Here is a 21731-nt window from a genome sequence, read left to right as displayed (position 1 = left end):
AGGGTTTGAGGCTTGTCGCCGACCCTGTCGCTGAGACTGTTAATGTAGGGCCTCATAGGGATCCTTTCGCCTCCGCCTGAACAGGTAGGGATCCGTCGGGGCCTCAGGGTCTGACCTAAACCACTGGTAGCAAATGAGCTGCACATCCTCTTGAGTGAAAAATGTCGGGTTCTGGTGGCGGGAAGTGGATTCCTTATACAATCCCTCATCAATGAACAACTCATCCAACGAGTGAATTAGATTGGCAACATCCCGATTCTTCTGATAGTTTTTCCAGAATTCCTTACAGTCTCTCTCGTAAGTGCGAATGCTTTTAGTATGTATAACCAAATCAAGAACCCGTTGTCGGGCCTCTTCAGTCACCGCATCAAGTTCAATAGCATCCTCTACCTCAGTGAGGACGAGATAGATTCGTCTCAACCATTGAGGTAAACTAGGTTGCAATAAAGAGCTACCCTGGCTTCGATTCAGCAGATTCAACAGATTTTGGATCGCAGGTTGTAACACCTCGAAGATCTCACCATCAAAAGGCGCAGGCGGTAGATCATCGGGCTTTGGAAAATCTTCTGGTCGGCAATAGAGAAGCTGAAAGATTGATCCCCAATCACTCTGGAGATGGTCGATACTTACAGAGATTCGACCTTCTATTCGAGGGTAGAAATGCCAGAAGTGCCGATCTTTGACTTGAAAAGCTAAAAATAGTCCATCCTGCGGAGCTTGGTAGCGTGTGCTGTGGATCCCAAGTGGGATCTCCTCGACAGCTTGCAACCCCGATTGCTGGATAAACTCCAACAACGGAAACCGCATTTCATCCATAGAGACTAAGTCAACTTTCTTCTCCAGAGCCTGCAGTATCTCACTCTGAGCACTGGGAGTTTGAGCTTCCTTCAGGAGTCGGATCTCCTCTAATGAACGCTCCGAGATCACCTCTCCCAGCACACTGGCATCCAGACCCACCTGCTGATCGATCAGGGCAATCCGCTGTTGCAACTTGCGCACCAATCCCAACAGCAGTTCCAGTCCTTGCTCGGGAAAGCCATTAACGATCGTCAACTCCTCGAATGGGGATCCCAGTCGATCGATGCGGCCTGCCCGTTGGATCATTCGCACCGGATTCCAATGCAGATCGTAATTCACAAGGACTGCTGCTTCTTGAAGATTTTGTCCTTCAGACAACACATCGGTGCAGATAAGCAGATCGATTTGCTCTTCAGGCGAACACCCGACTTCCTGATAATCCTCTCCACAACCCGAAGGATTACTAAATGGCCGATTGACCCGTGGCGCGAATCTTCTCACCAGCATTTCCCGTTCCCGGCTTGGGGTTTTTCCGGTTAATAACCCCACCCGCAAACCTGAGGAGAAATTGCGATATCTGCTCCGCTTCTCAGCCATTGCCTCAAGCCATTGTTTATCTTCCAGCAACTGCTGGTATAAGTATTCGGCTGTGTCTTTAAAGTAGGTGAAGACAAGCACCTTGTCCTGTTCCAAGCTGAGCATCATTCGTTTAAAAGCCATCAGCTTAAGATCAGAGTCTTCTCCTGCCTGCACCCTTGCCTGGATACGGGTGAGATCTTGAATAATCTGAGCCAGTGTTTTTTGATCGGCCTGGATTGCCTGGGTCAGCTTGTCCAAATCATAGTCTTCAGGGTTGACCTCAGGCAGAGATACCAGCACCTGCTCCACTGAATCCTCTTGCTCCTCAGCTTCCAGAGCCATCAGGCGTCGATAGCTGGATCCATCTAACAAGTGACCCTGCTGCAGCAAGTCCAAAAATCGTCCCTGGAAGTCAGATTGCCAGCAGATGCTGACCTCAAAAGCCTTGATTGAACTCTCTAGCCGCTTGAGATAGAGGGTTTTCATCAAGCTGCCGATCACTTCATTGCGTAACTGACGGTCGGTTAGCTTATCATTCTTCTGGCGCACATAGTTTTCCAGGTTATAGGGAGCCAGGTTCAGATTCTCAATGTAGGCAACCCAACGGCTATAGAGACCTTGGAAGCTACTCTCGAAGTTATAGGTAAATTGCTTCAAAATCCTGCGCGGAAAGCGGATCTCTTGGCCACCGATGATAATCTTCTCTCCTGCCTGCTGACGTTTCAGCACATCCAGGCGGGATCGACGCACCATGGTCTGAAACAACAACTCGGTGATCTGCCCCTCACCTTTGTCCAGCTTCTTAAACAGCGCGGATAGATTAGGGATCCCCCAGCTACTGTAGTAGTGATCATCGTTGCGGGTGAGCAGCAGCACCTGATGATAGAGGTCAAAAATTGTGTTGTTGATGGGAGTAGCCGTGAGCAGCACCACCCATTTGTTGCGGCGTCCCCCACAGATCAGGCGTTGCAAGTTGGCATATCGAGCGGTTAAGTTATTCCGGAAATTGTGGGATTCGTCCACAAGGACAATGTCGCAGTGGCTGTAGCGTCGGCTGTTGAAGTCAGATCGCCCTAGCTCCTCTTGAGACAACAAATCGGCCACCAAACCGAACTCTCTCAGCTTCGGCTCCCAGACGAGATTGCGAACTTGAGCCGGGCTGATCACCAAGGCCCGAGGCAGGTACCCCGGTTTTCGTCGCTCCGCTAGAAGATGGTCGATCAGCCGCAGTCCGATATAGGTTTTGCCCAAGCCTACCGCATCTGCAACGATGACCCCCCCATGGCGCTCCAGCAATTCTAGGGCTCGTTCAAACCCTTCCTGCTGGAAATCAGCCAATTCTAGGGTTGTGGCTTGCCCCTTGACCACCGGATCCTGCTTCGGCTGAAACAGGGTGTAGAGGCAGCGCATCAAGATTTGATGAGGAGTGTAGGCACGGCTGCCAAATTTGGAGCGATCCAGCTCAGCAATGAGCTTAGATTTGTAATCTTTGTCCACACTGGGATGCTCCCAAAACTCTGTAAACCAAGTCTTGCGCATCTCCTGAGCTGCCTGAGCATTATCGAGCAACACGTTTAACTCGGTGTTGCCTTCCAAACCGGGAACGGTAAAATTACTAGATCCCACAATGCTGTAGTTGGGGAATAGATAAGCTTTGGCATGCAGGAAGGGCGTGCGTTCCCCAATGGCCCCATATAACCGAACTTCCACATGATCTTGCTTGAGAAAGGCAATCAGGCGATCAATACATTTCTTGTATTCCAACCCGAAATTAGAATTCTCTAGCTGCCCCTGCAGCTCACGGCGAAGATAATCTTGGAGATCAATTCGATGGGGTTCTGCCGGTTTGATGGTGGGATCCCGGCCAATTAGCAAACGCAGGCGGGTGAGCTTATTAAAAGCTCGCTCCAATTTGATCCAAGCCTCGATACGGAAGAAGCCGGTAGCAATATCCAACTCGGTCTGCTTTTCCAGAAGGATCAGCCTCTGGATAACATTTGTTAACTTATGTCTCTGGTTATCAATATACGCCGGTAGCGACATATAGATCACCCTCCTTTCAATGCTTATTTAGGCCAATTTCTGCAACAAGTACGCAGAGACTGAAGTGCCTTTCTCTCGATCTGCCGCACCCGCTCGCGACTGAGGTTCCAAAGCCGACCAATCTCGGCCAGAGAATGAGGTTTATTGCCCTCTAATCCAAAGCGAAGGGCGAGCACCTGTCGCTCTCTTGGCGTAAGCAAGGCGAAGGCTCTCTCTACTATTTCTCGACGTTCCGTCTCCTCCCAAATAGATTCTGGGATCCGAGACCGATCGGCGAGGCTGTCCATCAGCAAAATATCCCCAGATAGAGGCGCATCCAGAAAGCCGATCCCACGATTCCAATCCAGCAATTGTTGGATTTTTTCAGGAGAAAGGTCGCAGACCGAAGCCAGATCCGCCACAGAGGGAGTGCGCGCCAAATCTTGCGACAACTGGCGAGCCACTTTCTTTAGGCGCCGGATCTCTGCCCAGACATGGTCGGGCAGCCGGATCAGACGACACTGATTGTCAATTGCCCGGGTGATGGACTGTCGGATCCACCAGGTGGCATAGGTGGACAGCCGGGTTCCACGGGCATAGTCAAACTTCTCAATGGCACGAATTAAGCCCAGGCTGCCTTCCTGGATCAGATCTAGGAGATCCAGCCCCGACCCTTGATAGCGCTTGGCGATAGACACCACGAGGCGCAAGTTGTGGATGATTAGCTTCTCCTGCGCCCGCGCAGCCTGCTGAGTACCGGGAAATGTGGCCATCTGGCGGAATAGATTCACTTCCTCGGCCTGGCTCAGGAGGGGATAGCGACCAATCTGGCACAAGTAGGACTTTACGCTGTCCTGCAGGTCCCGCTGTTTGATCCGCCCTGCCTCTTTTTGTTGGGTTGCGGCATGACGTACCACCTGCTGCTGGTGCTGTTGGGCGGCCCGTAGCGATCGACCCCGCAAGACCAAGTTGCGGATCCAGTTGCGCTCTTGGTAGGAAGGATCCTGGCAGTTGACCTGGAAGCTGTAGACCTTCCCAGCTTGGCTGCCGCTGGTGATGTGCAGACGGCGGTAACCGTCGGCTGTGGCCAGCAACAGGTAGGATTCTGGGCGTTGAGCTAGACGCCGGGCCAGCTTGTGCATCAGCACACCCAACTCTGCAGGGCCGGGCTTTACTGCAAACTCAAACAACAGCACCACCTGACGGAAATACCTCTGCCGATATTCCGCCAGGACATACGCAGCCCGAAGTCTGTCAAAATAAGCCGGCAGCTCCAGAACCGCCACATCCAATGGTTGCGCCACCAGAGCGTACCCTAAGGATGCAAAGAGATCGGCTACCTCGGCGACGGATCGGATCCCTCGAATGTCTTCCACATCCAGTTGAGCAACCACTGCCCTACTCCGGTGACCTGTTGTTACTTTAGTTGGGCTCCCGTGCTCAGCCCTAACCACACAAAGTATTGGAGAGTTCTGCTTAAAACCTGGAAAACCTTTGCCGGACAAATGTTTTGGGCGTTAGAGAAGAAAGTGGCCAATACTTTCTTTTACGAGCTTTCTTGCTCCTGATCGGCTAAGGGATCCCTGTACAAAACCGAGATCGCCTGCCCCGCGTCCTGAATCATTTGCCGAAGGGGCTCTGGGCTGACCACCAACACCTCTCCCCCAAAGCCCAAGATCCAGCGCTTGAGGTCGACATCCTCTAGGGACCAAAGGGGCAAGACCACCTTGAGCCGGTGGGGAAACCGACTGTCTCCCGTGGGGGGCAAGTTGAAGATAGATCTAGGCCGCGAAGATCCGGAAATACGGGGGGACATACGCTGGTGCTTAAAGCGTCGGGTGCCCTCGCTCACGAAGGGGAAGATCCGGTCGCTAAACCAAAGTTCCAGAGTTACTTCTGCTTGGCGGCGCTCATTGGGATCCCGACTGAGGATCTGCTTCTGCAGATGCGGGTCATTGCCCAAAAAGATCCCAGCACTGACATCGTAGAGCTTGTGCAGGCGTTCCAGAGCAGCCAACTGCTCTTGGCGGGAGCGCGTTGCACAATGTCGCCGGTTGAGAAAGAGCCGATCCATCCGCTCAAACCGCATCAGTCCCTGCCTCTTCGGGCTGTGATACTCGCAGCCCAGGTACCACGCGATTTGATGAAAGACCAGTTGCAGGGGCCAGATGCGAAAGCTCTCCACAGCCTCTCCGGGGAAGGTGGCTCCCGGCAAACGCTTTACCTCTAGCAGCTCCCCCGTCTCCATCGCTTCCTCGACCACCTGCAAGCCACGGCGATCCGCCAAGGTACCGGAAGGAGCCAAGGCGGGATCCACAATGGGTTGATTGCCCAGCCGACGAGTGGGGTAGATCTCAGAAGTATCGATGTGGCTGAGGCGCATACGCTGCTCCACCATTTCATAAACCGCCTGCTCCCAAGGGTTTTCTAGAGCGCGAGTGCTCACCTGCAAAAGCCGGTAGATCTGCTTGAGTTCATGGCGACTGAAGATCCCAGAGTGAGTGAAGTAGCCTCGCTTCATGGGAAAAGACGGCAAAATCTGGTAGGGCTTCAAGACCTTTTCGATGTCCTTACGGATGGCATCTCTGTTTTGCCCTTTCACCCAACCCTGTTGCTGGAGCTCACGGTTCAAGCTTTCCAAGCTGCCCAGCTCGGGATCAAAGTGGAAGGGTTGGGTCAAAATCAGGCGAATGGTATAAATCAAGCGGCTGAAGCTATCCCAGTCAGAATAAGCGTGGGTGGCAAAGGTCAGAGGCTGCCGGTTTTCGGGTTGAACCAAGAGCTGGTGCTGCTCCCCTGCACTGTTCTCGCCGGCGTGACAGAGCAAACCACTCTGCTTCAGCCAGATGAGATCTTCAGACAGCAGTTCAGGATCGGCGTACACGGATCCCTTTTCAGAGGCTATTCGGTGGGTGATTTCCTCCAGAGTACTGCCGGGATGATGGATCAAAATAGCCAGAAGATGGAGCAAGCGCTCAAAGTCAAGCAGCCGAGAGTAGCCGTGTAGCGTCGCCTTTCGAGTGGCGTTCTGACGGTTAATCAAGGTGCGAGGAATACCACTGACTTTCTCGAGAATTTGTTCTTGGGTAGGCAGGGATCCAGATAAATCTAAGGTCAGTACATCCAGGAATCCCTCTGCGGGTATGGGCGGAAAAGTCTTTAATGCCTGAGCCATTGCTTCCATCGAAGAGACTGGCACTTGACGATCCCGCTGCTGATTTCTCTGCTTACAGACCTCTAGGGGAGTGGTCAGATGCCACCCAATCCAATTTGCGCCGGGCAACTTTTGCAGCAGATCCAGCCGCCAGGAACGGTAGGCATTGGTAGCATCGTAGATAATGACTTGGCCCTGCTGATAAGCCTTGTGAATCCGAGCAAGAGCCAAATCCTCAATTTCCGACCAGTTGCCCTGGATTAAGGGATCCCCGTACAACTCTTGACGAATATTATCGGTGCTAACAACTTGAGAACCTTGCCAAGTTGCGGCTAAGACTTTTGCCAGTGTTGACTTGCCGCTAGCGGGGATCCCGATAAGAATGTGGTTGTAGTAGGAAGAGCTTACAGTCATCAGTTTGTTCTCCTTCAGGAAGAACGCAAGTCTCGAAGAAGTCTCTCCCTCGCCCAGGTCTTTAGGTCGGTATAGAGGTAGAGATCATCATCTGTAATAAGGCGCTGCTTATCGATATTGGGCAGCTTCAAAAGAGGAGACATAAGAATATCAGCCAAAACTTTCAAGATATTTTCGTAAGGACAGGCTCCTTTCTGTTTCGCCTCTTTATTTAATTCAGAGATGCGGTTGCTAGAGAATCCCTGACTGTCATGGATCATCTCATTGCGCTTGCGGATCCAAAATTCTAGGCTATCAATTTTTTCTTTTAGATCTGACAAGGATTTATCCTCACAGGCTCCATTCTTTCCTACATTCTTGCGGATGGCAAGAAGGATGGCCAAAAAACTAAGCTTACTCGCACGATAGAGAATCTTTGCATATTCTCCATCTTTGAAATAATCTAAAGAGTCCAGCAAGCCAAGCTGATCTTGAGGCAGCAGTCGCTTAATTTCACGAATCTCAACTCGGGATCCCACAGTAGCTGACTTCAGGTACTGACGACCGCCAAGCCTTTCGATAACTTCATCGAGAATTTCCTCACAAAGTGAAGACATTCTTGAAAGAAAATGGGAGATCTGCTGATTCTGTTTGTATATCTTGCATTGGGAATATAAGTTAAGCAAAATACTGTGGTTTCCAATGGCCTGATTGATTCGAGTGTCTAGATCCAAACTTATATCCAGATTCATCTCTTTCTTGGAAGCTCTGGCAGCCTCGATATCTAAGTTCATGAGTGAGTCTGCCACTTGTAACCCTCTGATTGCATCATCAACCAGTTTCCTGCTGGAATGTAGCTGGGATTTGCTTACTACGCCCTGCTCAATTTGAAAAGACAGAATGGATTGCCAGCTCTTGAGAACTTGACAAGCTCCCGCAAAGTCAAAATGTTCTAGCAGTTGCATGACAACACGATACTTCTGTGTCCGTTGATATTGCCAGTACGAAGTTCGGACGCAGGCTGAGGGTTCTCCTAGAAGCACCTTTCGTTTTGAAAGAATCGGATCCAGAAACAGCAGCTTGGGAATGTCAGCAGTAATTGACTGCAGACGAAGAGCTGTCTGCATTTGAGGGGTTCCACCTTTGGTACTGACAAGAACCACCTCGTTTGAATCAATCTCGTCAACAAAGAAGCGATAATACTCATTGAGGACAAGATCCTGTTGGTTAGGTTTGACGTTCTGAGGGATCACTCGCTTTAGAAAGAGAATATCCTCCCGCTGTAAATGTCTCTCAATCCACCTTTTAATGATCTCGAACAAGAAGCAAGTATCCTGATGCTGAGGGGGACTTTGATTAGTAACAAAGATGTTGATTTTTTTAACCGAAAACTCTTCGATGGCAGTATGGATCACTCCCCAGATTCTTCCAGGTCGAATGCGCTCCTGCCAAGAATCTGGCTCCTGTTGATAGGCGGCAAGAAGTTTCTCTGTTAGTTCGCGGAAGCTGTAGGCATTCCTGCCTTGACCTCTAACCTCTACACCCAGCTCTTTGCAGAGCCCATTGGCAACAAAGTCTTCTCGACTACTTCTTTCCCATATCACTTTTTCGTCTTCTGTTAGATCTTCGGCAACTTCGTTTGGTTCATCTCGATCAAAGCCTACAGGAATGTAGTACTCAAAGCCTTGAATTTTTACTGTCAGATCAGAGGTGCCAATGTTAGCAATCAGAGTAGCCATAGTTCCTCACTTAGGATCAAAGTTCACCTTCTCATAGATGTCTTTCAGGGCAAGTTGACAGAAGCTTCGGAGCGAGAATGGGCAATCATAGCTTTTGCTCCTGGATCCAGTTGCGTAGATTCTGTTCAGCCTGAATCTCATTCTCTCGAGCCTCTGATAAGAATTGGTAGAGTCTGTCTTTGGGAACCCCTGGAAAACTAGGACTGATTTCTAACTCTTGGTAGCCTTGCGCAGTAAGTTGATAGATTCGCAGTTCCTCACCATTGAACCGCCACAACTCAGGGATCCCTATGGCAGCATAGAGGGCTAACTTGTTGATAGTACTGTGGGTTATGTCAACTTCCACCACCAGATCTGGAGGCGGATCTTGGCTAAAATCTACAGTGCGTCCCTTGACTTTAGGTTGATTCTGTAAGTAGTAGGCATTGTCAGGTTCTGCTCCTCGCTCTATATGGGGATAATTAAGAGTTGTAGAGCCCATAGTTTTAATCTGTCCTAAGTATGCAGTAGCCAGGATGCGTACGAAGAGATCAATCATCCTGACCAAAAACTCGTGATCTTCGAGTGGCATGGTGATTTCCAGAGTACCCCGGTCGTAGATCAAGCGAGAAGAACGGTGCTCTCCTAGTGCCTGAAGGATCTGCTGGTAGCGATCCCAGGTAAGGTGATGGAAAATGACCCGTTGTTCGGGAAGATGTGAGCGAGTGGGAATGATGAGCATATCAGACTTCATCTCCTCGAGATCAGTCTAGAAGGAGCAAAAAGATCATCTTTTCAAGGCTGTTCAGGCTTCAGACCAAAGAGATGGAGACTGCCTTGTATTCGAGATAAGTCATCGAGAAACTGGGAACGGACATGCTGGCAGCCAGCTTGGACACCTCCCATGAATAAGCAGACCACTTCCTGGCATTGAGTACCAGCTTGTTTGTGCTTAATCTTGTGTCTCCTAATCGTCACCCAAGAGCAATGGGCACTGCCTCGCGCAGCATCTCCGCCAAGATCGGGGTTTCGCTTGTAGTTTCTGCGTTGATCTTGTTGATAAACCAGCCCCATACCATCTCCTCGCGTACTTTCTGCATCATTGGGATCAACCCAACTTAAATCTGAAGCATTAACCGGATCCTGTTCAGGGCCAGGGACGGCGAATACGGCACAACTGCTGGGTGAAAATGCCTCACAGTTGGGATTCTGGGATCCACTGAGCAAACGTTCCGGCCAGATTTGTCCAACTTTTTGATACCACTCTTCGTATACTTGCCTCCATTTTTCTGGTTCAAGAGGTATTCCAAACACCCTGTACTCACCCTTAATTTTGATATCAAGCGTCAGGTGACTGCCTCGGGCTGCAGGAATGGGAGCTTTTTCTGTTCTTTGCATCATGAAAATGTGCAGCGGTCTCCTCCATCCACGACCTACTCCGCCAGTCATGACCGCAACTCGGATAATCGGCAAGAGGATCCCCGTCAGAATCTCTTTAGGCGCTTCAATTCTGATTTCTCCCTCCCATGAGTAGAAAGTTGGGGAGTTTTTCGACTCATCTCCCCAGATATCTCCCTGGATCATTTCCAGCCTTATGCACCCTTTTTGAGACTTAGGTTCTAGGGTTCCAAAAAGCTCACTCACTGTCTTCTCTGCATTCTCTTGGCTCATAACTCCCAAGAAAAATCGCAGTGCCCAGGAGCGGAGCCAGCCTCGCCAGTGAGAAGGTCGCAGCTCCAGGGTTTTCATGTCAGGGCCTGCATTACCCTGGCTGGAGAGACGGAATCTAAAGAGCACACTTGATATGCTTTCATTTGACTGTCTGGATCCCTTGTGATCAGGAACCAGAATCCGACCATATCCAGAGGCCGTGCGGCTACCTATCCCCAGGACTTTTAGGGCTTGCTGAACCCACGACCAAACTTCATCAACTTCTTCTTCAGTTGTGCCGGGAACGCCTTGGATGGCCACGAGAAAATCAACAGGTCTCTGACCATCACCCAGTGTGTAGAGCGATAAAGGAGTGCCCTGACCTTGGTGAAACACCTGGAAGTTCTGTTGAGGATTGACGATATCCAGGCTTAAACGGGTAGGCTCTAGGGGCCAAGCGTCGAGAAATTGAATTTTTCCTGCCGAGATAACAGTCTCTTTCTGGAATCCAAGGAGAGCTTCCATCTTGGGGATCCGCTCCGGTTGTTGTTTTGCCCAGGCCCGCACAATTCCTCGGATTGAAGAACCCGGGATGTACCCGTTGAGAGGCAAGTCAGGCATAAGTTTCCAGTTTTCGCCAACATTGCGCTTATCCTCTGGCCGACCTTTTTGGGGCCGCCATGGCCCACAGGGTTCCCCTGCTGAAACAAGCGTTTCCACATCGGGATGAGGATAGGATCCCACTTTTGCTCGCCAACGCAAAGTAAAAGTTCCCTGACGGAAAAGGTTTGAGGATCGCTTTTGATGTTGCTCAGCCAATAGCTTAATTAGACGCGGCCCGGTGTACATCAGTGTTTTCTCCATTTGTATCTCCTGAAAGATAAGCTCTAGCCCAAAAGTTCCAGTGATTTGAGAGAACCAACGCCCTCCGCCATAGCGCAAGGTACTCTGCAGGTTGGTCGCTGGCCAAAGTTTGGATCCGCTGCATTAATTCTCTGGAATCTAAGGAATTATTTTCGTTAACCAGTTGTCCCAATAAAGAAGTCCAGACAGGAACTGTTCTCTGTCTTACTTTACCCTCTTGAGCATTGGACTGGTTAACATATCCTATGGCCGAGAGTAAGCCAAAAACTCTCAGGTGCTGGGAAAGTCGGAGCACTGCGTTGAGATCTTCCTGAGAAAGAGACTGTTTCCCCTGAGATTTTATGTACTGTTGGATGTGTTTATAGGCTAGCAGGCTGATATGCTCCGGGCGCACGCCTGTTGGTTGTCGCTCAGACGACGTAGGAACAGGGGATCTGTCTATTGGCGGGTTGGAAGATATAGCTTTGCTCTCCAATTTGGGATTTGGAGGAACGGGCTTAGGAGAGCTCTTGGCGTACTTGTTTTTCGACATCCTTAAACTCCTGCGGTGTTTTCAGATTTGGCTTGTAGAGCGGGCGGAGAAGCATTGGAGACCCATCCTTGAACCCAGCCTCGTCCAACGTTGGCTTGTCCTCCTACTTGGAACAAACCTTGAAGAATGTTGATCAAAATCTCATGTTCTTGGGTGAGATCTTGCTGATGGGGCAGGGGGCTATATCCCCAAGTAAAATAAAGAATCGTGTCACGAGGGATGCACACATCTGTCCAGAACACCTCTGCTGAGCCTACCTGGTTGGCTCCTTCCGAATCTTCCTGGATCTTGTTGCGGATCTGTGTCCAAAGGGAGTGCTCCATGAGGATCTGGAAGTCGCTATCGGGAAGAATGATCCGATTATTTTTCCAGGTTGCTTGGGTATCCCCCTGTAAAACAGCGGGCCATTCCCCGGCCAGTGAGAAGGTCTGCCCTTCAGGGAGTTTCTCAACACGCACTTCTGCGTCTGCCACAACATAAACGCCAGGTTTTGTTCCTACAGGGGCTTTGGGCATAACTGGAAGAGGCTGACGGCACAGCAAGGCGTGATCTCGCAGTAGAGAATGACAACTTACCCAACAGAAAACGGAATCGGATCCTTTTAGAGACATGGTGCGCATCGGCACCCACAATAAACGGGCATCTCCAAACCAGACTTGGTGAACCCCCATTTGGCCATCTTTTTGGAGTTCTCGTCCAAAGAGAGTATCGGCAATTGTTGGATCTTGAAGTGTTACCTCGTTCCGCAGGCTTCCTCGCAAAGAAGAACCTGGGATGTAAGGAAAGTTGGTGTGAGATTCACGGGCAATTTCCAGGATGTTGCCTAGGTCGCCTTCTCCGCCGCAATGGATGGGGGCAAGGCTGTAAAGATAGCCAACGCGAAAGTCAGGTTGAATCATTTCACAATCCCCCACAAAAGTGTGCCGTAATTCAACGATGCAAAAGTCTGCAACTGGGCGCATGGGTTACCCACAAGCTGCCTTGGCGGTGGCGGATCCCCCTTAAAGTGATACACCGTACCGGCGGGAATGAAGGCCCGTTGGGGTAGCAGCGCAAAGTCCAATCGCTCACTGCCCTGCCGCCGAACCGCAGAAATTCCACCCCAAAGCAAGGCCCGATCCGTAGCGCATCCTGCCAGATAAGGCTGCCACTGGGAAGGGTAAGCCTGATAGATACGGGGATCCGCTTCAGGCTGCGCTAGGCCTGGAGTGAGGAGATAAGCCACCCGACCCGTCCCCTGCCGAAATCGCTCCCAATCGATGCCAGGATCCCAATCTTCCAGAGGCGTGACCAAGGCGCGATGCCCCTCTCCCCCCAGGCGAACGGTGGTGGTCGGGATCCGAGCACTGATGGCTGCCGCCAATCGCCATCCGCACCGCAGTCGGATTGCCACCTCGGTGAAGTAGCCAGCTTCATCTTTCACCTGGCGGGTATTGGGTTTGATGTCGATGTGAGGTAACACCTGGGTATCCCAGGGATCCTCATGAAAGTCGCCGGCCTGGGGTAGGGATCCTTGGAGATAAGCACTCAGTGCCGAGGCCCGCATCCAGGGGTGGGGACGGCCTTTGATGTACTCCCCTTTTTTGAGAGAGGGGGGCACCAGGGGCGGGAGTTTTTGATCATCCCAGCCGATAGGTTTCCAAGGATCCCCCTCAGCCGGCTGTAGGCGAGAGTATTGGTCTCCCCGGACTTTCTCTTCGAAGTTGTCTTCTGGGGTCGTGTCTGGATCGGCATGGGGATCCGATTGACCCGTAGCCAACAGATCTTTGGGAGTCGGTAGCCAGAGCGTATCTCGCTCATCCAGGAGAAACGGCCCCAGAAACTTGAGATTTCGAGCCTTGTCTGAAGCGTAGGGTAGGGCAGAGCGCAGGGCCTGAAAGATTGTGATGGGCATAGGGGGAAATAACCCTTTCGCCCAGGATCCCTCGCCAGGAGAAAAAGGTTTGCTCTCGCGAAAGAGCAGCACATCGACAGGCTCTAGGGCATACCAGTGCAGTTGGGTTTCAGACATGAGAATTACCTGCCTTGTGGAAATAAATCTTCAACAATTTCCTGAGGCTTTTTGATCCAATCGTCCCGTTGTTTTTTCTTGTCTATCCAAAAGGCTGAGAATCTCAAGAGATTAGCCAAATCTACCGGAGTGGCGCCCAGAGCCTCTGACTCGCTTTGCAACTCGAATGCCCAGCTTTCCCAGGCATTGATCCAGTTCACCAAGGGATCCTGAACGGACTTCAGCTCCTCAGCTCGGTCTCGTCGCGCCAAAATGGTGGTGGTGGCCAGCTCAAACAGCTTGTTATTTGCAGAGATCACACAGCGCAGCGGCAATTCTTCGGCCAAACGATACAGTACAGGCCCCAGATCCAGTTCCGGCCCCTGCTGCAACCAGGCCCACCATTTCTCCAGCAGTTCCCCTTTCATCAGGGCCTCCAAGGTATTCCCGGATTGGTAAATGACTCGGAAGCAAAGACCATCCTTGCCAGGGATCTTTTTGGCCCGATGCTTCTCAGCCTCCCAGAGGTTTTCCAAAACGGTGGGAAGAGGGATCCCTTTGTTGGCGATCACCACGCCGATGCTCATGGTGGCTCCTTCGCCCATGGTGAAAAGGGGACGATTGGGTAGGCCGGAGAGATCTCGACCCGGCTGGGGATGCCAAAATCCTCCTTGCGATCTGAACTCGCCTTTGGGATCCGCTTTCCCACACCAAGCTGCACGCAGGGAGAGGAGATATTCGGGCAAATCTTCTAGGGGCAGCAAAGCCATGACATCATCCCCGCCACTGTAGACCACCCGACCGCAGAAGCGTTTTTCCGTTAAGTAAGGAACCAGCCGATTGGAGAAATCCAACAAGGCTCGGTTGAGGCCCACGTGGGTGGCCGGCCCCATGCGCTTTTTGACATTCTTCAAAAGCTGCTGCCACTCCAAGCCATTTTTCTTCAATTGATCGGCAACTCCTTCGGCCAGGTAGGTTTCGTAGGGGTGCAGCCTGGAGCCGCTGACATACTTGCTCATGCTATCTCCATCGGCCAACACAATTGCCCACCAGTCAGAGGGACTGCCCCCGGATAGCCCCACCTGTCGATGGGCTTGATCCACGGCTTCTCGCAATAGGGCAATATCTTCAGGATCCTGAAGGCCCAGATCGTCCACCAGCCACCTGCTGGAAAACATCACTCCGTTGTAGGGTGCTTCTCCCCTCGTCTTCTGGGAAAGGGGTTGGGGATTAGGGATCATTCGCTCATCCGTCTTCGGCACCTGAAAGGGGCGGCGCGTCAGGGATCCAAACCGATCTCGATATTCAGGGAGATCCCACCTGATCTGCTGCTCCAGCACCTGCCAGTACAGTTTCACCTTTTCAGGAGCATCATGGGCAAAGCGGGCTGCTGCGATGGAGCTGAGGTTGGGAAACCGGATCAAGTTCTCCAGATCGTCCTCTTCTTTGGCCACCCCCAGAGACTCGGCAATGCCCCCGTACTTCCAGGCCATGCGTTTGGTCAGTTCCACCGCGTTCAACATCTCCGAGCCATTGAAAAGCCCCGGATAAACTTCGGCCATCAGTTTCCAGAACATGCGCAGGGATCCCGCCGGTAGCCCTGCCCCTTCACAGAATCGATCCCGATAGAGCAGATTGGGGTGAACTGCACTGTACATGCCTGAGAGGGTAGACCGCTCCCCAGGGGCCACTGGGACCTGCCAGGTACGGGTATTTTTGATGGCCTGAATCGACTGGCCCAGACGCGCCTGCAAGCTGCCCCACCAGGTGCCCACATTCAAATTTCCGTAGGCTTTTTCTTCAGGGTTGGTCGGCAATTCAAATCGGCTTTGAGCTAGGGTTTGCTGAGATTCTTTCCATAACGTGTAGCCGGGATCTTTGGTATTTGCCTGCAACGGCTTGTCGGGATCCCCTAGGGGGACCGAAGTCCAGTAGCTTTCCCAAGTGTGATCCAGTTGAGCATTCCAGAGCTTGTTCCATTCCCAATTGGATGGGTGCTTCCACTTCTCGAATTCTCTCTGGTAGTTGATGTGGGAGCCTTCAGTCGTACCCATCGTTGGGGCAATCTTTTTCCAGATCTCCGAGCCTCTATCATTGAGGGTTTGGATACATCTCTCGCGGATATGATCCCGGACTTTAGTTCCGATCTCTTTCCAGATCTTGCGCATCTCCTGGGCCAGTTCCTCTGCAAAGGCTTTGGATTCTTTTCTGGGCAGCAGAGCTGTGATCACATTGGGAAACCCGGCAGTGCTCAGGCTGGTGGACACGCAATCGTTGAATCGAGTTATGGGAGTGGATCCCTGGGCATCTCCATGGCAGTTATCAAGCCGGTCAATCTCTCGGAAATAGCACTCAAACTCCGGGAACTTCTTCAGGATCCAGGCATCGATGATCTCTTGACCCCACAGAGAAGGGGTAATCACCGCATCCGGCCCATAGCGCTCAGCAATGAACCAGCAGAGGCGGGCACTCAGGTAGTGCAGCAGATAGGATCCCGACCAAAAATCCAACAGCTTCCTAGAGGATTTGATAAACTCCTGCACCGGCGAGAAGGTGAACAACAAGAGATCGGCATGAGAAACCGAATTTGAGGGTTTCCACCCGCGCGGGAATAGGGCTCCGGCCAGCGCCGAGACAATACTGTTGTGATCGTGGATGGGACAGTCTGGGATGCGGGTGTCGGCAGGCAACAAAAGAGCAGCAGGAGTGCTGATCCCAGTTTCTTGAACCACCAATTGGGGATAAAACCGCCAGAACCACCAGAAGGCTTTTTCCGGATCCGCATGGCGCACCTGCTCATAGGGGATGATCCGATTTTGGATCTCCTCCAGTTGCGCTTCCGTTAGCTGACTCCAAATCTGGATATCCTGCTTTTCTCCCGACAGAGGGTGACGCACTTCCACTTGGGTAAGCCCGCCCAGTTGCTCCGCATCTTTATAGACGTTTCTGATGGTTAATCGATCTGAGGCGGCAGCGATGTGATCTGAAATCACCCCCTGATGAGACTGCCACCACTCCTCCAGCTCTGCCCCGTGATGATACAACTCCGCCACCTGCTGCCAAGGGCCTTTGCCGTTTTTGTACTGATACAAAGACTTGAGCTGGGGATCGTGTAGCAGGGCAAACAGTTTTCGACGAAAATAGGCTGTTGTTTCCACCGATTTTTCCATTAGTTCCACTTCCTCCTGAACACTTGAACAACAGCATAAATAGGTACCTATATCCTGCTGCCACCGGTAACGCGAACGGCAAAATAGTTCATATTGCTAAACAACAAGGGATCCTGGCGGGGGGAGCACCTCTGGCCCACCCCAACTTTCCGCCTTGGCCAGAGTGTGGTCGGTGAGGGGATAGAAACGAATATGGTCTTCCGGCAAATAGAGACGAGGTTGAAGTCGGCGTTTCAAGTCTTGGTACTGATGCTGCTCCAGCCGGCATTCAAAGACGCTGTACTGAACCCGCCGGCCATAGCCTTCAAGCAAGTCAGAGACTTTCTTGCGTCGTTTGTTGTCGGGGATGTCGTAGGTGATGACGTAGAGCTGCATGTGAGATCTCTTCAGCGGATGAGGAACGGCAAGTAAACAGGGATCTGATCATTTACAAACTGCTTGTAAGTCTGCACCTGCCGGTTGATGACGGCCCAGCACAGTACCCCATGTGGGAAAGATAGGCGATGGGGATGTTGCGCTCTAGGCAACTCTGGATCAGTTGGGTTGTGACTTGGGCATGGCCAAAGATCAAAATCTGATCCAAGTGGGGCAATTGAGCCTGTTGAAGAACAGCTCCAGCCCGTTTGACAACCAGGCGTTCCTGGTCGAGGCTGAGGTAGCAATCTTGTTGGGACACATAAAGTGTTCTGCCCATAAGGCCACTCCCAGAAGCCTAAAATTGAAGCTGAAGTGGAAGCAGGATGGAGCCTTCTTCAAGTTAAAAGTCAGGCCCAAGAATGCTGTAAGGAAAGATGCGAATGGCGAAAAAGCAGAGCAAGGCTTCTGGTACGGGATCCGTTCGTGACGGTGTGCTCCTGACGAAAGGATCCCTCCCCATGACTTTCCACCCCTCGCAAGCCTACGCCCATCCCCAAAGCTTTGATCGTCTGCTCTGCCTGATCGCCACCCTGGCTCAATATCCCGGCGTCGGCCATCTCAACGCGTCAAATCTTCCAGGTCGCGATGAGCAGGCTCCCCCCCGCCTGCAAGAACTTCTCTCGTACCTGCACGCTGTCGCTGCCCAGCAACAGATCGCTCTTCCTCCTTGTTCTCCCCACACTCTGCACAAAGATCTGCAAACCCTGAGATACTACGGCATTCTCGGAGATCAGACGTATCGTTGGGGCTACTATCTCGGCTCCAGCGCCATGACCGAACTGGAGTTCAACACCGCCCTTAGCGCCCTCCACTCCCAGGCCACCTACCAACGGGATCCCAAAGCCCAAGAGGCCTTTCAGGCTATTGTCCGCCGCCGCTGGGGCAAAAGCCACAGTTCAGAGAGTTTTTACCCGGTCAGAGCCCAGCTCAACCGCTCCATCATCCCCACAGATCCCACCCGAGTCAGCCGCAAGGGATCGGCTGTCCGCACCCTCTACAGCGCCCTCGACACCCTAGAAGCTGCCATTCTCCAGGGGCAGGCGATTCAGATTTGCCGTTCCTCAGATCCTTACCAGCAGGGTCAACAGGGATCCAAATCCATCTGGCCTCTGCAATTGATTCACTACGACATTGCCTGGTATCTAGCCTACGAGCAATCTGATACCCAGCATTTGGTGATCGGCCGCTTGGATCGCTTCGATGATCAGTGCCAGGTTCTCTCTCACCCGCCCCGCAGCCGCTCTCAACAACTGAAACGACTTAAACAAGTCCATGAGCTCCTGAATCAGGGCTGGGGTCTTTTCCTGGGCGAACCAGAAGAACAACGCCAGGAGCTATCTGGTCAACTTCCCTTCACGGAGATTACCGTCCGCTTCTACGGCGACACCATTCCGTTCATCCGCGAGGGAGGCTACCGTCACCCCAGCCAGAAGATCTTGACCCCCTCTAGACAGGGTCAGTACTTGGACTACCAAGTCCGGCTTCCCCCCCGTTCTCATGGGGAATTCATGCGCTGGGTCAACCGGTTCATGGGCAACGTTCAGATCCTGACTCCCCCAGAATTGGCTGAGCAGCACGCTAAACTGGCCGAGGAACAGTTGCAGCGATACAGAAGCAACCAGCAAGAGGCGGCCCAGAGGGAACTCGACGCAGACAAGACAGAGCGAATGGGATGAGACACCCAGGACACTGAAGGTCTCACTCTGGCAAACGAGCAAAGCTGACCCCTCGGTAGTAGTAGGCCAAAATTTGGCGGTAAGTCCAGCCTCGGCGGGCCAATTCTTGGGCGCCCCACTGGCTCATGCCAATGCCATGCCCAAACTTGGGATAGGGGCTGACATCCGGCAAGCTCATCAAATAAGGGATCCCACTCACCCCGACGGTTTGGCCGCCGCTGCTGGCGCTGTACATGGCATTGACAAACTGTCCCCCATACACCATGACCACGCCACGGGTGGCTTGCGTTGCTTCCAGGGCGGCTGCCGACCGCTGGGAAAGCCCTCGATACACCTGGGAGCGAGTATCGCTAAACACATCAAACCAACCGCGGGAGTTGCGATGGTAGAGAACGTAGCTGCGGGCCGCCACCGCCTGGGCCTTTAGGGCCTCTGGGAGAAAACGGGATCCCATTTCTGCATCCACCACACTGGCCACATAGTCTTCCAGATCCACGTAGTTGATGGCCATCACCAGGTTGTACCCGGTCAAGAGCACCTTGCCGGAGTACCAGCGGCCATTCACCGCTACCAGGCCACCCTCCTGAGGTTCGATGAACAACGCCGGGTCAACCACTCCATGCAGATGCACCCCTTGAGGGCCGGGCTGAGCCAAAAACCCTTGCATAGGGGGCAGATCTGCCAGCACCTCTCCCCGACCGTTGATCAGTTGGGCAGGGAGAGAAACGCCTACCACCAGAGGGGCAGTGGTATCGGCCAATTGCACTCGCACTGTCACCCCCCAGACAGACTCCACCCATCCCCAGAAGGCACTGACCACCAGGGATCCCATCAGGGCCAGCCAATGCCGCGCTTCCATAGCCCGTGCCCAGAGTTGCTTTTTGCACACCAACTCCAACTTAGGATAGGGCGAGTTTCCAGAAATGGGCCGGTTTATCTGTAGAAACTGCAGAGGGCTTGAGTCTCAATTCAGGTGTGGATCAGGTGTGGAGCAGGGGGGATCTGAGTATGGAACTATCTATGAACGGGATCCCGTTTCCAGCGGAGCGGGCCGATCCGGCGGCTCCAGAGGGTCGGGTTCTTGCGACCCAAGCCGATTGCGGCCGCCCTCTAGATGGACCGAAGAGCTATCCGGCCCCAGGCCCAAGGCAAAGCGCAGCGAGTCCCCCGGTCGTCCATTGGAGAAGAAGAGAAAAGAACCTAAGGAAGCCAGGGAAAGAAGAGCCGCATAGCCAAACATGGCCCGATAGCCGGTTCCCGCCGCCAAGGTGCCCAAGAGGGGCCCCGCCAGGCCGATGCCCAAATCGAACCCACACATCACCAAGCTAAACAGGCGACCCCGCTCCGCCGGCTCCGAGCGATCGGCCACGAGGGCAGAAATGAGAGGGATCAAAGTCCCAAAACCGCAGCCTACCGCGACCCCAGCAGCCAGAAAAGCGCCGCTGCTATTGGCAACAATCAGGATCCCCATTGCCAAGGCATAGGTGGCCAAGCTGAGGGAGATAAATGGCCCCCGCCCACAGCGATCGGAAGCGCGACCGGTGAGCAGGCGCACCCCAAAGCTGGCAAAGGCCACTGCCGTATAAAAAAGACCTGGATTCAGGGGAGCTCCGGCTTCTTGGATTAACAAGGCCACAAAGGTGGTCTGGGTGCCGAAGGCCAACCCCACCAAAAACATCACCCAAGCGAGGGAGCGCACCTTCGGGCTGCCCAGAAAGCTCCAGAAGGCCCCATCCATCGGCAGGGATCCCCAATGCCCACGTCGTTGTTCTCGAACCGATTGGGTGCAGAGAAAGCCCACCAACCCCAGCAGAGCGGAGAAGAAAAACGAAGGGCCATAGCCGGCAAACTCCTGCAAAAGGCCGCCCAAAGCAGGGCCAATAGCCGCACCAATCGGATTGACCAAGCTCATGTAGCCCAGGATCTCGCCCCGTTTTTCTTCTGGGGCAAAATCCACCACTAAAGTCACGTAGGCGGTGGCAAAAGCGGCGATGCTGATCCCGTGAAAGGCTCGCACCAGCGCTACCCACAGGATCCCATCGGAGAGCCAGTATCCTATGGGGGCGATTCCCACCACCCCCATGCCGGTGAGCAGCACGATCTGCCGGCTGTGGCCATCCGCCAGGCGCCCCAACCAAGGGCGAAAGGCCAGCAACCCGATCGAGAAGGCCCCCATCACCAAGCCCACCTGCTGGCTGGTGCCACCGGCATCCCTGACGTAGAGCGGTAACGTGGGCAGCAGCGAGGATAGACTGGCCCAAAAGAGCAGCCCAGCCACAAACAAAATGCCCAAGTTGCGCCGCTGTGCCGGCTGTAGCTGCTCGAATACCCTCACGCCAACTCCTTGTGCAAAATGGGACTCAAAGCGTGCTCCCAGAACCGCGCCCTGGGATAGAGCCACCTTCGCTGGATCCCTCAGTCCAAAATATTTAGGTGCTAACCTTTCTGATTGTAACCGTATGGCCTGAGGCTGTGAACCGGCCCTGCTCAGCTTTGAAGGTGCTTCCGGTTTGGGACAACAGCGAACCCAATTGACATTCTCCCCACAGCTATAGCTTGCTTCTGCGAAGCAGTAGCCGGGGGATTCTTTCTCAGCCAGCAGAACAACCCCCACTGACTGAGCTACATCGGGCGTGAGGTTGGTACCGCAACCCAATGGGAGATGCCAAAGCGCTCCGCACCGCCGCAGGCGTTCGCGAAAGCGTCGCGTAGCGATAAAGCAAAAGCCGCCCTTGAGGGCGGGGCTTGCAACCCAGTTTTCTTGGTCA

15 protein-coding genes are annotated in these 21731 nt (G+C 52.9%); 2 read left to right on the top strand and 13 right to left on the bottom strand.

All coding sequences use genetic code 11. From position 1 onward, the window contains the following. Nucleotides 1-39: 39 nt before the first annotated feature. The 11 genes from NW856_RS00270 to NW856_RS00220 form a co-directional block, all read right to left on the bottom strand. Nucleotides 40-3333, bottom strand: a complete 3294-nt coding sequence (locus NW856_RS00270) for a helicase-related protein (RefSeq protein ID WP_414398469.1) — start codon at nt 3331-3333, stop codon at nt 40-42. A 110-nt stretch (nt 3334-3443) separates the two neighbouring features. Next, entirely contained in the window at nt 3444-4793 is a 1350-nt protein-coding gene (locus tag NW856_RS00265; RefSeq protein ID WP_414398468.1) for an RNA polymerase sigma factor RpoD/SigA, read from the bottom strand. Between the two features lie 152 nt (nt 4794-4945). Further along, nucleotides 4946-6967, bottom strand: coding sequence for an AAA family ATPase (locus tag NW856_RS00260; protein WP_414356015.1), 2022 nt, complete (start codon nt 6965-6967; stop codon nt 4946-4948). Between the two features lie 14 nt (nt 6968-6981). Beyond that, on the bottom strand, nt 6982-8685 hold the full coding sequence (locus tag NW856_RS00255) for a hypothetical protein (RefSeq protein WP_414398466.1): 1704 nt from the start codon (nt 8683-8685) through the stop codon (nt 6982-6984). 85 nt (nt 8686-8770) lie between these two features. Next, on the bottom strand, nt 8771-9418 hold the full coding sequence (locus tag NW856_RS00250) for a Uma2 family endonuclease (protein WP_414398464.1): 648 nt from the start codon (nt 9416-9418) through the stop codon (nt 8771-8773). 41 nt (nt 9419-9459) lie between these two features. Continuing rightward, the gene (locus NW856_RS00245) at nt 9460-11178 is read right to left on the bottom strand and encodes an RAMP superfamily CRISPR-associated protein (RefSeq protein ID WP_414398462.1); all 1719 of its coding nucleotides are present in this window, start codon (nt 11176-11178) and stop codon (nt 9460-9462) included. A 534-nt stretch (nt 11179-11712) separates the two neighbouring features. Next, entirely contained in the window at nt 11713-12609 is an 897-nt protein-coding gene (locus tag NW856_RS00240; protein WP_414398460.1) for an RAMP superfamily CRISPR-associated protein, read from the bottom strand. Beyond that, nucleotides 12606-13721, bottom strand: a complete 1116-nt coding sequence (locus tag NW856_RS00235) for a type III-B CRISPR module-associated Cmr3 family protein (RefSeq protein WP_414398458.1) — start codon at nt 13719-13721, stop codon at nt 12606-12608. The genes NW856_RS00240 and NW856_RS00235 overlap by 4 nt, the downstream gene beginning before the upstream one ends. A gap of 5 nt (nt 13722-13726) precedes the next feature. After that, nucleotides 13727-16870, bottom strand: coding sequence for a type III-B CRISPR-associated protein Cas10/Cmr2 (gene cas10 / locus NW856_RS00230; protein ID WP_414398456.1), 3144 nt, complete (start codon nt 16868-16870; stop codon nt 13727-13729). Nucleotides 16871-16966: 96 nt separating this feature from the next. Then, entirely contained in the window at nt 16967-17245 is a 279-nt protein-coding gene (gene cas2 / locus NW856_RS00225; protein WP_414398455.1) for a CRISPR-associated endonuclease Cas2, read from the bottom strand. A gap of 52 nt (nt 17246-17297) precedes the next feature. Then, on the bottom strand, nt 17298-17546 hold the full coding sequence (locus tag NW856_RS00220) for a CRISPR-associated endonuclease Cas1 (RefSeq protein WP_414398471.1): 249 nt from the start codon (nt 17544-17546) through the stop codon (nt 17298-17300). On the opposite strand from NW856_RS00220, the gene NW856_RS00215 reads away from it, so the two are divergent. Both NW856_RS00215 and NW856_RS00210 read left to right on the top strand, forming a co-directional pair. Beyond that, nucleotides 17427-17714, top strand: coding sequence for a hypothetical protein (locus NW856_RS00215; RefSeq protein WP_414398473.1), 288 nt, complete (start codon nt 17427-17429; stop codon nt 17712-17714). The genes NW856_RS00220 and NW856_RS00215 overlap by 120 nt on opposite strands. 31 nt (nt 17715-17745) lie before the next feature. Beyond that, nucleotides 17746-18963 (top strand): helix-turn-helix transcriptional regulator, encoded by a 1218-nt coding sequence (locus NW856_RS00210; protein WP_414398453.1) that lies wholly within the window; start codon nt 17746-17748, stop codon nt 18961-18963. 22 nt (nt 18964-18985) lie between these two features. On the opposite strand, the gene NW856_RS00205 is transcribed toward NW856_RS00210, so the two are convergent. Next, entirely contained in the window at nt 18986-19852 is an 867-nt protein-coding gene (locus NW856_RS00205) for a SpoIID/LytB domain-containing protein (protein ID WP_414398450.1), read from the bottom strand. 129 nt (nt 19853-19981) lie between these two features. Next, nucleotides 19982-21298, bottom strand: a complete 1317-nt coding sequence (locus NW856_RS00200; protein WP_414398447.1) for an MFS transporter — start codon at nt 21296-21298, stop codon at nt 19982-19984. Between the last annotated feature and the right edge of the window lie 433 nt (nt 21299-21731).

Origin of the sequence: Synechococcus sp. R3-13 (assembly GCF_047462195.1) — a bacterium.
Taxonomy (GTDB): domain Bacteria; phylum Cyanobacteriota; class Cyanobacteriia; order Thermostichales; family Thermostichaceae; genus Thermostichus.
The sequence above is the reverse complement of the archived record's forward strand: the minus strand, read 5'-3'. Positions and strand labels throughout refer to the sequence as shown.